Here is a 13,894-nt window from a genome sequence, read left to right on the forward strand (position 1 = left end):
CTACCGTTGAGGCCAAGTAGCGGATGCCACCGTCTACGCTTCTCACTGATCAGCCAAGCATAGATACTGATACAACTGCTCTCCAAGAACCTCGAACACCTGAACAATCCTGTTAATTTTGCGTAGGTCGTTGTGCATTGCGATCCACACGTCTACCTCAAAGCCAAAATCGTGCGGCAGCACATGTACCAGGCCGTGCGATTTTGCTATTTGCGTCGGGCAGAGTCCGAAGCCTAAGCCCGCTTTCAGAGCGGCCAGCTGAGCAAGGTGATGATCAGAGGCAATGGCGAAATGCTGGTCGGCATCGCACAGACCGGCATCGACAAACCGGCGCAAATCCGCTGAGCGTCTGTCCGGCCCGATCAGCGGCCGCTGGCGCAGCGTCAGCAGGGAGGCTGGATTACCGTAGCGCTCCAGGCACCCGGCACTGGCATGGATGCCAATCTGCAAACTGCCGACACGCCGCACCGTGATATCAGCTTCATTGGGCCGCATCAGCCGCACCGCAATATCCGATTGCAGCCTAGCGATGTCTTCAAGGGCATCGCTTATGCTCAACTCAAGTTTGAGCCCGGGGTGTTCGTAATGGAACAGGCGCAGCAGATCGGGTAGCACCTCGACGCCAAGCAACTCGCCACAGGTCAGCCGAATTGTGCCGTGATCCACCGACGCTTCAGAGCTGGCCATGCGGTTGAAGGTTTGCGCGGCGAGATCCATGGCCTCGACATGTTCGATCAGGCGCTGCGCTCCGCCAGTAGGCGTCAGACCAAGGGGCGTGCGGGTGAATAGACTCACACCGAGAGCGTGTCAAGATGGTCGAGGCGCCGGCGCGCGGTGGCCTGGGCGATACCCAGCAACTTCGCCGCGCCGCTCAGGCTGCCAGAGCGCAGCACGGCGAGAAATACACGCTGGCTTTCCCATTCAATGCCGCTCATACATTCTTGGCCAACAGTTGCTCCTAATTTGCTCTTCTGCCCGAGCCCGTGGAAAGCGATCATTCGCCCACATTTTTCCGGACGTCATTGTAAGGAAGCAACGCATGAGATTCACCGGTCAGTGCCGATGTGGGCAAGTCACCATCGAGATCGTGGCGCAGCAATTGCCGCCACTGTATGCCTGCCACTGTTTAAACTGCCAGCGCTGGAGCGGCAGTGCGTTTGGTCTGCACATGCTGAGTGCGGCATCAGCTGTTCAGGTGGCGGGCGAAACGGCTATCTTTGAGCATGAACACCAAGGGCAAACGTCCACCCAGTATGCCTGCGGTATATGTCACACCCGGCTGTTCAATGAGACCACGGCAGCACCCGGCATGCGTGTGGTACGGGCCGGCATTTTGGAAGGCTCTGAACATTTCGAGCCGATTGCGCATATTTGGACACGTCGCAAGCAACCATGGCTGGCGCTGCCGGAGACTATCGCGCAGTGGCAGGAGAGCCCGACGCCCGAAGCATTCGCCGCCGCGCTATGGTAAAAGAGCTTGCTCCTTCATCAGCGAATGTGTGGCTCGCCGCACAGCGAGTTGTGAGGGTTGACTACCTACGCGTTGGGCCGAATAGCGACGGTCTGACTTCGACCGTCGCTATCCGTAGTCATAGCTCTGTCTGTTCCGCCATCTCCAGGGCGTCATCGTCTTCAATGCCCAAAAATCTAACGGTGCTCTCCAGCTTCGTGTGGCCCAGCACCAGCTGCCCCCGAAGTTCTTCGTCCTGCGATAGATCAGGGATGCCTTGTACGGCTCAGGAAAGGCCCCTTCATCGCAAACGTCTGACCGGTTATCGGTGGCGGTGGCGAACAGCACCCCGCGAGCCCGAACACGATGCCTGCGACGATCACTGCCATCACCGTCCAGAACTACAAGGGCGCGATCGCGCCGATAACGTAGTGAGTGTGCACAACGCCTCAGAGCAGCTCGACCTGATCCGCGACGATGGTGACGAGCGTGTACGGGAACAACGCGTCGTAGCGCATGCGGCCGATGGCGAGCACCTCCCTAAGCAAGCTAATGATGTTTACCGTTGCTGATTCCCCAGCTGCCATCGCGCTGATGGTCTATGCTCAAGCGGCGAAACACTTCTCTCCAGAGGTTGTTTTGCTTCTTGTCGTCTTTCTGGCGATCCACCAACGAGCCGGGTTCGGCTCCCAGAGGGTGTACCAATGGCGACCATCGAGACCAAAGTCTTTGCACAAGGGCTGCTGCGGGTCGAGAGCAGCTGGCAAAGCTACATTCACTCCCAAAAGCGTGCAGAGGGTCTCACAGGTAAACCTCTTGAGTTGGCACTTGCAGCGAGCGCTCAAAGTTATCGCCGCTTCCAAAATCAAAGCCTGCAATTTTATGCGCAAGTACGAAAATGCGTAGGCGATGCTGAAAAACTAGAAAGCGATATGATTCTTTATCCTCATTACTACCTTCCCAAGTCGTAATTAGCATCTCCAACTCAAGCCAGTACTGCGCACCGCCCAGCAAACAACTGAGCAGTGCGCAGTAGAGGTTTAATATGCAAATGAACCGACCAACTCACCACCCATAGGCTCATAAACCACTAAAGCCTTGCCGGCCCCGAGACTATTAGTTAGCTGGCCTACTGACAGACATAACCGCAAACCGCTTCCTTGATCAGGTTTCATCCAACCGGCGAGCATCGCCAGGTACTCGCGGGGCTTTTAATAATAAGGTGAAGCTGCCGGTTAGTCGCTGACGAAGCTCTATGGGCATGAAAAAAGCAAAATGCACAAGCCATGAGCCATCACCTAGCAAAAAAGTTTCACGACGATAAAAATTAACCTGTTGCTCGGACACACCTATGCACACAGCTATAAAAGAGTCGCTGGGTTATTTGTTCACGAGGGAGCCCCTAGCATGCGCGCGATAGCGCTCGGTTAGTATCGAAAACTCCGACAGTCAAGCGCTAGCAGTTTCCTTCACGACTTTGCCGTTCGCTCTTTTTTCCACTGAACTTTGGAAACACCATCAGGGGAACCGGTTACACCGGATGCAACATGCTGAATATGGCCGCCATGCTGAAGAAAAATTTCTATTTGCTCACAAAGGCGTTCATGGGCTTTGTGGGCAGCGCAGGGGTACGTCTGGTACATGCTGGCGTCTCGGTTATGAGCCACTGAAAGACAGTCACCCGAATGATCACTATACACCCTGTATTGTATTCAGGGGACGAACCGGACCAAAACTGTCTGTTAATCGACCAAAGGAGCAATCAGCATGAAAGCTGCCCAATCGCCGGGGCCTGGCTAGCCTCTTGCCGAGCCATGAGGTGATGGCCTCGAAAGCTATCGCCGTCATCAGCGATATTGATCAGTGCTGTGCCTTCGGCTCTGGCGAGAGCATAGAGAGTTTTTACCGTATGCCAACAGAACGCAAAATTGAACGAATCAATCCCGCTTAATTTCAAGGCCTTCTGACGCATCGCTGCGTTCAGACTCAACCTGCCCATCGGCGAATGCCATCCATTCATCAAAGGCAATTCGATGCGCCTTACAAATTTCTTCCCATTCAATTCCGCTCATGTGGCCGTAGGCGATCTGATTCATCGTTGCGGAAATCTGGGTATCAAGCTCTCTTAATAGCTTGTAGGCTTCATAGCGGCCATCTTTTTTGCTAGGCATATAGCTCATCTTCCTGGTGGATTAGTGAGCTATCAGCTTCAACGGCTCATCCGTTTGACCGCACAGGTACGATTAAGTCCCTTCAAAAATAAATAGTGGCGATTGATCGACAGGAAATCGTAATGTCAGAGGAAATCAAGGCCGCTTGGCTGACCGTCAAGGACGTCGTAGGGTGGGTGGTGTAGCCAGCTTGCCCCTCACCGAAAGCGATTTCAAGGAAATATATCTAAACTTTAGTGCTCAAAATAGTTTTGCCGCCCATCGGGTCGAATACCACTGATCTGCAGCATGTACCACCAAGCACCAAAAAAATCAAAAAAATCAAAAAAATCAAAAAAATCAAAAAAATCAAAAAACATGCCAAAATTCAATTTTTTGTACAAATTTTTTTGTACATTGAATTTAATTAATTAGAATCAAAACCTTAAGAACAAATGACAGTTCCCCTCGGGGCACCAAATCCAGAAAAAACCGACCTTATGGTCGGTTTTTTTGCTTGGGATTTTTGTGGGCATTGGGGTGTTCGCCTTCAGGTGTTTGTCGCCTTTGAGATCGAGCGCCGCCCGCGCGGCGCATCGCGGATAAATCCCGCTCCCACATTTGTTGCAACGTGCCGAATCTGTGAGGCCATGGTTGCCCGCCCTGAAGCAAGACTCCAGACATGCGACAGGCTGACAACCATGGCCTATCAGGCATGGCCACGTTGCAATAAATGTGGGAGCGGATTTATCCGCGATGCGCCGCGCGGGCGGCGCTCGATCTCATAAGCGACTAACACCTAAAGGCGAACACCTCAAAGCAAACACTCCGATGCGCACGATCTTGACGCCACCCTAGCGTCAACCGCCTACACCCGCATGAATGAAGTCTATTTGCCATCACCCCACCCCCCTACTTAGGATGTCGTTCATCGGGATTATGCAGAAAGCATTGCCCGAGTGATGTCACTTCGCCATAGTGGCGCCCCGCTTACCCACGCATTCATGTGAACGATGATGAAAACCGTGCCCTGTCTGGCAGCACTGATGCTGCTGAGTGGGTGCAATGGAATGCCGACCTCTTACGTGTCAGACCCCGTCTACGATCAAGCTTTCGTGGTCACCTCCGGGGCGCCGCTGCCGATGCTGTTGATGGCCACCGCCATCCAGTGGAACGAAGACTATGCGGTCACCGCAAAGCACACCCCTTTCCTCAAAGACGTCGTGCATGAAGGCTTGGGCGATGTGGTGTTCTTCAAGCACAAGGCCGATCAGGTTCCAGCCTGGCGCCAGTACGTGCCGGGCGAGTCCGTTACGGCGGTAGGCTTCAACAGCCTGATGATGCCGGTGCAGGGCAAAGGCCATACGCTGCAATCGCTGGTACGGATGGAGGGTACGCCGGGCAGCGTCTTCTATTCGACTCACGACGGCCCGATTACCAAGGGCATGTCAGGCGGTCCGCTGTTCGCTGCAGACGGCAAGGTAGTCGGGATCAACGTGGCGTTCATCGCCAAGGACGAAATCGACGCACGCAACCGCCCGGACCTGGCAGACAAAGAGCGTGTCAGTGTTTTCCTGTCTTACAGTGAAATCGACAAGGAATGGCGCCGATATCAGTACAAATTGGCACACAAGGCCAACCCGCATGCGCCAGCCGCTATCAAGGGGTATGTGGCCGTAGCCAGCAAACCTTAGGGACAGGCTGAACACGTCCGGTAACACTAGCGGCAACTCTACTTCGAACCTTGTGTGCGTGCAGACGTCCCATCCTGCATCCCCCTTATTTCGAAGGCCCTACGCGTGAAAGACCTGATCGCCCGAAAATACCGCCTGGTGGTGAAGACATTCGGCTACATCGGCTGGTCGCTGTTCTGGCTGCTGATCTGGGATGTACTGGTCACCATCGATTTCATGCTGTTCTTCAACAGCAAGTTCACCCTGCCACTGATACCGCTCACCTTGCTGGGCTCAGCGCTGGTGGTGCTGGTGAGCTTTCGCAACAGCAGTGCCTACAACCGTTGGTGGGAGGCGCGCACGTTATGGGGCGCGCTGGTGAACAGTTCGCGCAGCTTCGCCCGGCAAACGCTGACGCTGATCGATGACCCGGACGACGGGCTTAATCCGGTGAAGGCAACCCTGCTGCGCCGGCATATCGCCTACGTGAACTGCCTGGCGGCGCACCTCAAGGGGGAGGCGTGCCCGGACGAATTGATGGCGTTCATCCCGCCGGGAGAGTTCGAGCGGCGCAACCGGTCCAACAACTTTGCCAACGATATTCTCAGTGGCTCGGCCGCACTGCTGGCCCGGGAATATCAAGCCGGGCGGCTGGACAGCATTCGCCTGGCACGGCTGGAGTCAACGCTGGTGGACCTGTCAAATGCCCAAGGTGGCATGGAGCGGATTGCCAACACGCCCCTGCCCTACCCTTATGTGTACTTTCCACGGCTTTTCATCACGCTGTTCTGCCTGATCGTGCCAATTGGCCTGGTGGAGTCACTGGGCTGGTTCACGCCGCTGGCATCGACCGTGGTCGGGTTCATGCTTCTGGCCATCGAAAGAATTGGCACAGACCTGCAGAGCCCGTTCCGCTTCAGCGAGCACCAAATCCAGATGGACACGATTTGCGAAACCATCGAGCGCAACCTGGAGTCGATGCAGCGCGAAGCCCAATGCGGCGAGCTGGTTCAATAACCGGCTCAGGCCCGCACGAAGCGTTGGCGCAGCACGTCGCTCAAGGCATCCACCAGCAGCACCAGCACGAGCATGGCCATGATCACCGTGCTGGCTTGCGCCTCCTGGAACAGGCTCAGGGTGGTGTAGAGCATCTGCCCCAGCCCCCCGGCGCCGACAAAGCCCAACACGCTGGCCATGCGGATGTTGTTTTCCCAGCGGTACAGGCTGTAGGCCAGCAGTTGCGGCCACAGGTTGGGCAAGGTGCCGAAGCAGAAGGCGGCTACCTGCCCGCCGCCCTGCAAACGGATTGCCGCTGCCGGCTCTGGTGGTGCGTTCTCCAATGCCTCGGCGAACAGGCGGCCCAAAACACCTGTTGTATGAAGCGCCAGCGCCAGTGTCCCGGCATTGGGCCCAAGGCCTGCGGCCAACACGGTCAGCGCGGCCCATACCAATTCCGGGATGGCCCGCAGGGCATTGAGCAGCAACCGCGCCGCAGACTGCAACGGCCAGCCAAAACGGCCAGCAGCAGGCAGCGCCAACAGCATGCCCAGCCCCATCGCCAGTAACGTGCCCCAACCGGACATGGCCAAGGTCTCCAACGCCCCACGGGCCACTGCCTGCAAGTGTTCGGTTGTGAGATCCGGCTGCAGGAAGCGGCCCGCGTACTCACCCATCTGCCCCAGGCCGCCGTCGGCTACCAAGGCGTGCAAGTCCAGCTCCAGGTAGCCAAATGACGCCACCATCGCGGCAACGATGGTTGCGACCACCAGCAGATTGACCACCCGGTTCATGCCAGCCTCCCGCGCAGGAAGCGGCTGAGCAAGTCAGCCAACAGTACCAGGCCGAAGAATGCCAACAGCATGCTGGCCACTTCATTCCCAGCGAACATGCGCATGGACAGATCGATCTGCTGCCCAAGGCCGCCGGCTCCGACGAAGCCCATCACTACCGAAGCCCGCACTGCACATTCCCAGCGGTAGACGGTGTACGACACAACCTCCGCCGCTGCGCTTGGCAAAATACCGTAGAAAAATGCCATCAAGCGCCCGCTGCCTTCCTGCAACAAGGCATGTGCCGGGCGCTGGTCGACAGACTCGAAGATTTCCGCATAAACCTTACCCAGCATGCCGCTGTAGGTGATGGCAATGGCCAGCACGCCGGCTGTCGGCCCCAAGCCAACAGCGCGCACAAACAGCAACGCCCAGACGATTTCCGGCACGCTGCGTAAAAAAATCAGCAACCCCCTCACCGGCATACGCGCCAGCCGAGACCCCAGCCCCGCTCGGCCCCCACGTGAGGCGGCCCTTAGCGACAAGGCCCGGCTGGCCAACAGGCTGGCCGGGATCGCCAACATTAACGCCAGGGTCATACCCGCCGTGGCCACGGCCAGAGTCTGCAACGTGGACTGGTACAGCAGCTCAAGGAAGTCAGCGTTGTGTGCGGGCGGCCAGAACGCGCTGGCGAAACTGGCAATCTGCTTGCGGTTTTCTTCCTGCAACAGTACGCCGGGGTTCAACTCGCTCAACTGCACACCGGGCCACAAAAGTGCCAACGCCAACAGGGTGAGCAACAACCGTGGCAGCGTGGCCGGGTCGCGCGCATCGGCCCTCAGCATCGAGGAATCTGCACGGTAAGGCTCGGCCCCTGAGCCGGTGGTGAGGCCAGCTGTTCATTGGCGTACAAGGCATCAAGCAACTGCTCGGTCACCGCCTCGGCGGGGCAATCGAAGGCCACCCTGCCCTCGCGAATACCGACCACGCGGGGGAAATGAGCCAATGCCAGATCCACCGCATGCAAGCTGGCCACCAGTGTCACGCCATTGGCCTTGGCGTGGCGATTTAGCAATGCAAGGCTGTGGTCGGCCAGCACGGGGTCCATCGCCGACACCGGCTCGTCGGTCAGCAGCAACTCGGGCTGCTGATACAAGGCTCGGGCAATGCCGACCCGCTGCAACTGGCCGCCGGACAGCTGCCCGCACTGGACAAACATTTTATCCACCAGGCCTAACTCGGCCAGCACTTGCCGCACGCCCGGCACATCGGTCGGATACAACAGATTGGCCAAACCCCGCAGCGCGCCCCAACGCCCCAGGCGCCCGGCCAACACCGCCGTGACCACACGCTGCCGTGGCGGCAGCGGCGGCGCCTGATGCACCAGGCCCACCCGCGCACGCAAGCGCTGCCTCGCACCGGCAGACAACGCCCAAGGCTGTTGGCCGAACAATTGAAGGCGCCCGCTGCCGGGCTGCACCGCCGTGGCCATCAGGTGCAGCAGGCTGGATTTCCCCGCCCCCGAAGGGCCGATGATCGCCACCCGTTCACCTTTGGCGATGCGCAGGCTTACAGCATCCAGCGCGCGAACCTGGCCGTGGCGCAGGCCCACCTCATGCAGGTCGATGATCACTTGAGCAGGCCGGCCTCACGGGCAGCCTGTTCGGTGCCTGCATAATTTTCAGGCTTAGTCTCGATGAAGCGGCTGGCGGCCTGCAGGTCGAGGATCGCCTTGTGCTCAGGGTTGGCCGGGTCGAGGTCGAGGAAGGCTTTCTTGATCTTCTCTTTCAATGCCGGGTCCATGTTGCCACGCACGGTCCAGTTGTAGTCGTAGTAGGTCGGCGTGGTGGCAAACACCTTGACCTTGCTGGTATCGACCTTGCCCGCATCGACCAGCTTCTGCCACACGCTGGCGTTCAACACGCCGCCATCGACCTTGCCAGCCTGGACCCAGGCCACGGTGGCATCGTGGGCGCCGGAGTAGGCCACGCGGCTGAAGTAGCTCTCGGGCTTGATGTTGTCTTCCTTGAGCATGAAGTAGCGCGGCATCAGGCTGCCAGACGTCGACGAGATCGAACCGAAGGCGAAGGATTTACCCTTTAGGTCGGCCAGGCTCTTCACGGCCGGGTTGGCTGTGATGAACTTGGAGGTGAACTGGGCATCCTGTTCGCGCTGCACCAGCGGCGTGGCGGTCGGGTCTTTCAGGTGCACCTGCACGAAGGTGAACCCACCCAGCCAGGCCAGGTCCAGCCGGTCGCTGGCAAGCGACTCGACCACCGCCGGGTAATCAGCCACCGGCACGAATTTAACCTCCATGCCCAATTGCTTGGTCAGGTACTCCCCCAACGGCTTGAACTTGCGCAGCAGTTCGGTCGGTGCTTCATCCGGGATGGCACTAACCCGCAGGGTATCAGCAGCCTGGGCAACAACGGCACAGCAGGACAGCACGAGGCCAGCGGCGAGCGCCATGGGGCGTTTGAGCATGGGTATTCTCCGGTCGAGAGCGGGCAGATGTCGGCATCCACGCCGACTTCGGGAAGTATAAGAGCCCATGGCGCAAAGGCCAGCTTTGCTACAATCGCGCAACATATTGACCCCGAGGTGCGTATGAGCGAGCCGATTCGCCTGACCCAGTACAGCCATGGCGCTGGCTGTGGCTGCAAGATCTCCCCCAAGGTGCTGGACGTGATCCTTGCCGAAAGCGGCACTCAGGCCCTGGACCCGAAATTGTGGGTCGGCAATGCCTCGCGGGACGACGCCGCCGTCTACGCCCTGGACGACGAGCGCGGGGTCGTGTCGACCACCGACTTCTTCATGCCCATCGTCGATGACCCCTACGATTTCGGCCGCATCGCTGCCACCAATGCCATCAGCGACATCTATGCCATGGGCGGCGACCCGCTGATGGCCATTGCCATCCTGGGCTGGCCGGTCAATGTGCTGCCGCCGGAGGTAGCCCGCGAAGTGATCCGTGGTGGCCGTGCTGTCTGTGCCGAAGCTGGCATCCCGCTGGCGGGCGGGCACTCCATTGACGCCCCGGAGCCCATCTTCGGCCTGGCCGTCACCGGCGTGGTCAGCAAACGCCACCTCAAGCGCAACGATACTGCCAGCGCAGGCTGCAAGCTGTTCCTGACCAAACCCTTGGGCATCGGCATCCTCACCACCGCCGAGAAAAAGGCCAAGCTGCGCGAGCAGGACCAGGGCCTGGCCCGTGACTGGATGTGCACACTGAACACCCCGGGCAGCCGCTTCGGCAAGCTTGCTGGTGTGAAGGCGATGACTGACGTGACCGGGTTTGGCCTGCTCGGCCACCTGGTCGAGCTGGCCGACGGCAGCGGCCTCACGGCACACCTGAATTACGCCGCTGTACCGCGCCTGCCCAGCGTGGACCATTACCTGGCCGAAGGCTGCATTCCCGGCGGCACTTTGCGCAATTTCGAAAGCTACGGTCACAAAATCGGCCAGCTCAGCGACGAACAAAAGCACCTGCTGTGCGACCCGCAAACCAGCGGCGGCCTGCTGGTGGCGGTAAGCCCAGAAGGCGAAGCAGAATTCCTCACGGTTGCCACCGATCTGGGGTTGAACCTGGCACCCATCGGCGTACTGGTGGAGCGACAGACCCACGCGGTCGAGGTGAATTGATGCGCCACGACTGCACCGATTTTCGCCAGCTGTTCCTTGATGACGTGCCGATGATGGACATGCGCGCGCCCGTCGAATTCGCCAAAGGCGCCTTCCCCGGCGTCGTCAATCTGCCTCTGATGACTGACCAGGAACGGCAAAAGGTCGGCACATGCTTTAAACAGCAGGGCCAGGCCGCCGCCATCACGTTGGGCCACCAGTTGGTCAGTGGCGCCATCAAGCGTGAACGCCTGCATGCCTGGGCCAACTTCGCCAAAGCGCACCCTGAGGGTTACCTGTATTGCGCACGCGGCGGGCTGAGGTCGCTGATTGTGCAGCAGTGGCTACGCGATGAGGCTGGCATTGCCTACCCGCGTGTCAAAGGTGGCTACAAGGCGATGCGTACCTTCCTGCTGGATACCACCCAACAGGCGGTCGAACACTGTGATTTCGTGCTGCTGGGCGGTTTTACCGGTACCGGCAAGACCGATGTGCTGCACCAGTTAAGTCACGTCCTGGACCTGGAAGGCCACGCCAATCACCGGGGCTCCAGCTTTGGCAAACGCGCTACATCCCAGCCTTCGCAAATCGACTTCGAGAACAAACTGGCCGTCGACATCCTCAAGAAACGCGCCCGGGGCATCGAGCAATTCGTGCTTGAAGACGAAGGACGGATCGTTGGCAGTTGCACAGTGCCGCTGGCGTTGTATCAAGGGATGCAGCAGTACCCGATGGTGTGGCTTGAGGACAGCTTCGAGAACCGCGTCGAACGCATCCTGCGTGACTACGTGATCAACCTGTGTGTTGAGTTCATCGCGGTGCATGGCGACGAACTCGGCCGCCGTCTATTTGCCGAACGCATGCTGCAGAGCATGGCCAACATCCATAAGCGCTTGGGTGGCGAGCGCTTTCAGCGGCTGTCACTGATTTTGAGCCAAGCGCTGGAAGCTCAGCAGCGCAGTGGCTCGGTAGACTTGCACCGCGGCTGGATCGAAGGCTTGCTCAAGGAATACTACGACCCGATGTATGCCTTCCAGCGAGAGGCCAAGGCCGGGCGAATCGAGTTTGCCGGTAATTCGCTGGAAGTATTCGAGTACTTGAAAGCCAGGCGGCGATAGGGGCCGGCATCACTGGCCCGGGCTGAGCACCCGTTGCAGCTCACTTGCCCGCTCCCGGGTCATGTCCAGCACACACATCACCCCTTCGAGCTGAGCCATGGTGCCGCCACTGGCCTGAACGTGGAACTTGCAGTTGCCATCACGGTAGCTCATCCACTGGCGCTGCACGTCGCGCAGGCTTTTTTGCTGGCCGGCATCCAGCTTGGCCATCAGCTGCTTGTAGACACGGTTCAGCCGTTCATCCTGCAGCTTGGTCTCAGCCTGTATGCACACGCTCATGGCCATGGTGCTGGAGGCTTTGTCCATGCACTCGGTGTAAGCCGGTGAGTTGTCGTCGGCCATCGCCATCGGCATAAAACCGGCCAGGGCCAAGCATGGTAAAAGTCGCATGTTCATCATCATCCTTTTCAAAACGCTTGTGGTTGCTCAGGTGGCATCAGCACCTTGCCTGGCTCAAAGCGTAGTGAAGGCATTTGCGTTGCGGCATACAACAAAACCGAAATAGTTGCGATCAATGCCACATCGGGCCAGCGCCAACCTGGCATGTCGGCTGCGTTGCTGGCCTTCCAGCAATGCCAGGCCTGCCCCGCACAGAACACGAAAATGGCAGCCAACCAGAGATAGAAGCCCGCGCCGAAGCCGGTGCGGTCCTGAAACTCATAGCTGATGTTGTCGGGCAGGCGCTCGATGCCGAAGCTGGTCAACGCCAGGTACAGCGCGCCCAAGCCGATCAGCAATGCCAGGCGTCGAAACCGACGGTGGGCCAGGACCGCTAACGCCAGTAACGGGTTGGCGAACCATTGGAACAGCCCGAACGGCATGCCCCAAGGCCCGTACAGCAACATCTGCAAAGCTGGCATATGCCTGCCGCCACTCATGAACGCACCGTCGAAACAAAGGCCGAGTGCATAAAGGGCGAGGCTGAAAGCTATGTAGAAAGCCGTCATGCCACGGGTGGCTCAAGCAGCAGGCCATAGATACCTGAGTCGGACAACTCGCCCGCCACGCACCAGCGGGCACGCAGCAGCCCTTCGAGGACGAAGCCCTGGCGCTCCAACGTACGTGCGGAACCCTGGTTGCGCGGGTCGATTTCTGCTTCCAGACGGCGCATATGCAAAGTGTGGGCAAGGTAATCGATGAAGCATGTCAATGCCTCGTCCATGTAACCCCTGCCCTGCACCACGCTGGCCAGGCAATAGCCAATCTCACCGCGGCGGGAAGCGTCATCAATGTTGAACAGCTGAACCATGCCGATCAGCTCGCCGTTGTCGCGACGATACATACCCAACTTGAGCTGACCGCCGCTGGCATAGGCTTCGCGGTCGGCGGCCAAGGCACTTTCAGCCTCGCCAAGATTGTTCCATGGCGCATGGTGCCAGTAACGCATCACCTCGGGGTCGGCCATTATCGTCAGCCATTGCTCGGCATCCGCATGCCGCATCGGGCGCAGATGCAAGCGTGGGCTATCGAGGCAGAGGTCAGTGGGGAAACTGCGGGGTGGGGTCACGCCGGATCTCCTGTCCATTGCTGGGGAGATGACAGTTTAACTGCATGCGCCCCGGCCAAGCACCCTGCTTCAGGCTACCTCTGCGCCATCATCTGGCCAATGCGGTTCGTTGGCGCCAGGCGGTGTCAGTGGCGGCAGGCCATAAGCTGCTCGCGCATCATCGCAACTGGCGTTATGCACACCGTTTTCCCACGACGCTTCGAACTCGCGGCAAGGGCTGGAACGGTTGGCGTAGATGGTGCACGCCACTTCTTTACCGATCTCGCCCTGCAGGCTTGTGCAGCGGCAAGGCTTGGCATCGGTGCCGATCATCGCGACCCGGGTGGGGTTGATCTGCACCACCAGATCATCCGGCACAAGGCCTCCGGCAGATTGGCATTCGCCCCAGAAGAAGGACACACGGAAGTACCCGCAGCAGGCGCCGCAGTCAAGGCAAGGGTTGTTTTCGGGCATGATGGCACGGAGGGAAGGTTGTTGTTATCGGGGCGAGCCCGCGGCGCCATTTGTAATCGAAGCCGGGGTTGCTGAGAAGAGGGGGAATGCAAATAAATATTGCCGCTGATCTGACAGAGCGCAACGCTGCTCTGTGTCGCCTTCAAGCGGTCA

At 59.0% G+C, this 13,894-nt stretch carries 18 protein-coding genes and 1 pseudogene; 7 read left to right on the plus strand and 12 right to left on the minus strand.

What is annotated here, in order from left to right:
• Positions 1–42: 42 nt before the first annotated feature.
• Positions 43–998, minus strand: a pseudogene (locus PVV54_RS21805) (LysR family transcriptional regulator).
• 41 nt (positions 999–1,039) lie between these two features.
• Here PVV54_RS21805 and PVV54_RS21810 point away from each other — a divergent pair.
• The gene (locus PVV54_RS21810; protein WP_274907218.1) at positions 1,040–1,471 is read left to right on the plus strand and encodes a GFA family protein; all 432 of its coding nucleotides are present in this window, start codon (positions 1,040–1,042) and stop codon (positions 1,469–1,471) included.
• A gap of 428 nt (positions 1,472–1,899) precedes the next feature.
• On the opposite strand, the gene PVV54_RS21820 is transcribed toward PVV54_RS21810, so the two are convergent.
• Positions 1,900–2,037, minus strand: coding sequence for a hypothetical protein (locus tag PVV54_RS21820; RefSeq protein WP_274907219.1), 138 nt, complete (start codon positions 2,035–2,037; stop codon positions 1,900–1,902).
• A gap of 117 nt (positions 2,038–2,154) precedes the next feature.
• On the opposite strand from PVV54_RS21820, the gene PVV54_RS21825 reads away from it, so the two are divergent.
• Positions 2,155–2,421 carry a hypothetical protein gene (locus PVV54_RS21825; RefSeq protein ID WP_274907220.1) on the plus strand — a complete coding sequence of 89 codons (267 nt, stop codon included), beginning with the start codon at positions 2,155–2,157 and terminating at the stop codon, positions 2,419–2,421.
• A 498-nt stretch (positions 2,422–2,919) separates the two neighbouring features.
• Here the strand turns inward: PVV54_RS21825 and PVV54_RS26650 are convergent, their stop codons facing one another.
• Complete coding sequence (locus tag PVV54_RS26650; protein ID WP_420794050.1) at positions 2,920–3,036, minus strand: hypothetical protein; 117 nt, start codon at positions 3,034–3,036, stop codon at positions 2,920–2,922.
• Here PVV54_RS26650 and PVV54_RS21830 point away from each other — a divergent pair.
• Complete coding sequence (locus tag PVV54_RS21830) at positions 2,998–3,120, plus strand: hypothetical protein (protein ID WP_274907221.1); 123 nt, start codon at positions 2,998–3,000, stop codon at positions 3,118–3,120. The two genes, PVV54_RS26650 and PVV54_RS21830, sit on opposite strands and share 39 nt — an antisense overlap.
• 267 nt (positions 3,121–3,387) lie before the next feature.
• On the opposite strand, the gene PVV54_RS21835 is transcribed toward PVV54_RS21830, so the two are convergent.
• The gene (locus PVV54_RS21835) at positions 3,388–3,621 is read right to left on the minus strand and encodes a hypothetical protein (RefSeq protein ID WP_274907222.1); all 234 of its coding nucleotides are present in this window, start codon (positions 3,619–3,621) and stop codon (positions 3,388–3,390) included.
• A gap of 1,025 nt (positions 3,622–4,646) precedes the next feature.
• Between PVV54_RS21835 and PVV54_RS21840 the strand changes: the two genes are divergently transcribed.
• Entirely contained in the window at positions 4,647–5,294 is a 648-nt protein-coding gene (locus tag PVV54_RS21840; protein ID WP_274910484.1) for a trypsin-like peptidase domain-containing protein, read from the plus strand.
• Between the two features lie 105 nt (positions 5,295–5,399).
• Entirely contained in the window at positions 5,400–6,290 is an 891-nt protein-coding gene (locus PVV54_RS21845) for a bestrophin family protein (protein WP_274907223.1), read from the plus strand.
• A gap of 5 nt (positions 6,291–6,295) precedes the next feature.
• Here PVV54_RS21845 and phnE read toward each other — a convergent pair whose 3' ends face one another.
• The 4 genes from phnE to PVV54_RS21865 are packed head-to-tail and all read right to left on the minus strand — an operon-like array spanning position 6,296 to position 9,526.
• Positions 6,296–7,063 (minus strand): phosphonate ABC transporter, permease protein PhnE, encoded by a 768-nt coding sequence (gene phnE / locus PVV54_RS21850; protein ID WP_274907224.1) that lies wholly within the window; start codon positions 7,061–7,063, stop codon positions 6,296–6,298.
• Entirely contained in the window at positions 7,060–7,887 is an 828-nt protein-coding gene (locus PVV54_RS21855; protein WP_274907225.1) for a PhnE/PtxC family ABC transporter permease, read from the minus strand. The genes phnE and PVV54_RS21855 overlap by 4 nt, the downstream gene beginning before the upstream one ends.
• Positions 7,881–8,675 (minus strand): phosphonate ABC transporter ATP-binding protein, encoded by a 795-nt coding sequence (locus PVV54_RS21860; RefSeq protein ID WP_274907226.1) that lies wholly within the window; start codon positions 8,673–8,675, stop codon positions 7,881–7,883. The genes PVV54_RS21855 and PVV54_RS21860 overlap by 7 nt, the downstream gene beginning before the upstream one ends.
• Complete coding sequence (locus PVV54_RS21865; RefSeq protein WP_274907227.1) at positions 8,672–9,526, minus strand: putative selenate ABC transporter substrate-binding protein; 855 nt, start codon at positions 9,524–9,526, stop codon at positions 8,672–8,674. The genes PVV54_RS21860 and PVV54_RS21865 overlap by 4 nt, the downstream gene beginning before the upstream one ends.
• A 123-nt stretch (positions 9,527–9,649) precedes the next feature.
• Between PVV54_RS21865 and selD the strand changes: the two genes are divergently transcribed.
• A complete protein-coding gene (gene selD, locus PVV54_RS21870; RefSeq protein ID WP_274907228.1) occupies positions 9,650–10,684 on the plus strand; it encodes a selenide, water dikinase SelD in 1,035 nt (344 codons plus the stop codon).
• The gene (gene mnmH / locus PVV54_RS21875; RefSeq protein ID WP_274907229.1) at positions 10,684–11,781 is read left to right on the plus strand and encodes a tRNA 2-selenouridine(34) synthase MnmH; all 1,098 of its coding nucleotides are present in this window, start codon (positions 10,684–10,686) and stop codon (positions 11,779–11,781) included. The genes selD and mnmH overlap by 1 nt, the downstream gene beginning before the upstream one ends.
• 9 nt (positions 11,782–11,790) lie before the next feature.
• Here mnmH and PVV54_RS21880 read toward each other — a convergent pair whose 3' ends face one another.
• The 4 genes from PVV54_RS21880 to PVV54_RS21895 all read right to left on the minus strand — a co-directional run bounded on the left by PVV54_RS21880 (position 11,791) and on the right by PVV54_RS21895 (position 13,741).
• A complete protein-coding gene (locus PVV54_RS21880; protein WP_446731430.1) occupies positions 11,791–12,171 on the minus strand; it encodes a lysozyme inhibitor LprI family protein in 381 nt (126 codons plus the stop codon).
• A gap of 17 nt (positions 12,172–12,188) precedes the next feature.
• The gene (locus PVV54_RS21885) at positions 12,189–12,728 is read right to left on the minus strand and encodes a hypothetical protein (RefSeq protein ID WP_274907231.1); all 540 of its coding nucleotides are present in this window, start codon (positions 12,726–12,728) and stop codon (positions 12,189–12,191) included.
• On the minus strand, positions 12,725–13,288 hold the full coding sequence (locus PVV54_RS21890; protein ID WP_274907232.1) for a GNAT family N-acetyltransferase: 564 nt from the start codon (positions 13,286–13,288) through the stop codon (positions 12,725–12,727). Before PVV54_RS21890 ends, PVV54_RS21885 begins: the two co-directional genes overlap by 4 nt.
• Before the next feature lie 69 nt (positions 13,289–13,357).
• A complete protein-coding gene (locus PVV54_RS21895; RefSeq protein ID WP_274907233.1) occupies positions 13,358–13,741 on the minus strand; it encodes a YkgJ family cysteine cluster protein in 384 nt (127 codons plus the stop codon).
• Positions 13,742–13,894 lie beyond the last annotated feature (153 nt).

It is taken from the genome of Pseudomonas sp. PSKL.D1, from assembly GCF_028898945.1.
GTDB lineage: Bacteria > Pseudomonadota > Gammaproteobacteria > Pseudomonadales > Pseudomonadaceae > Aquipseudomonas.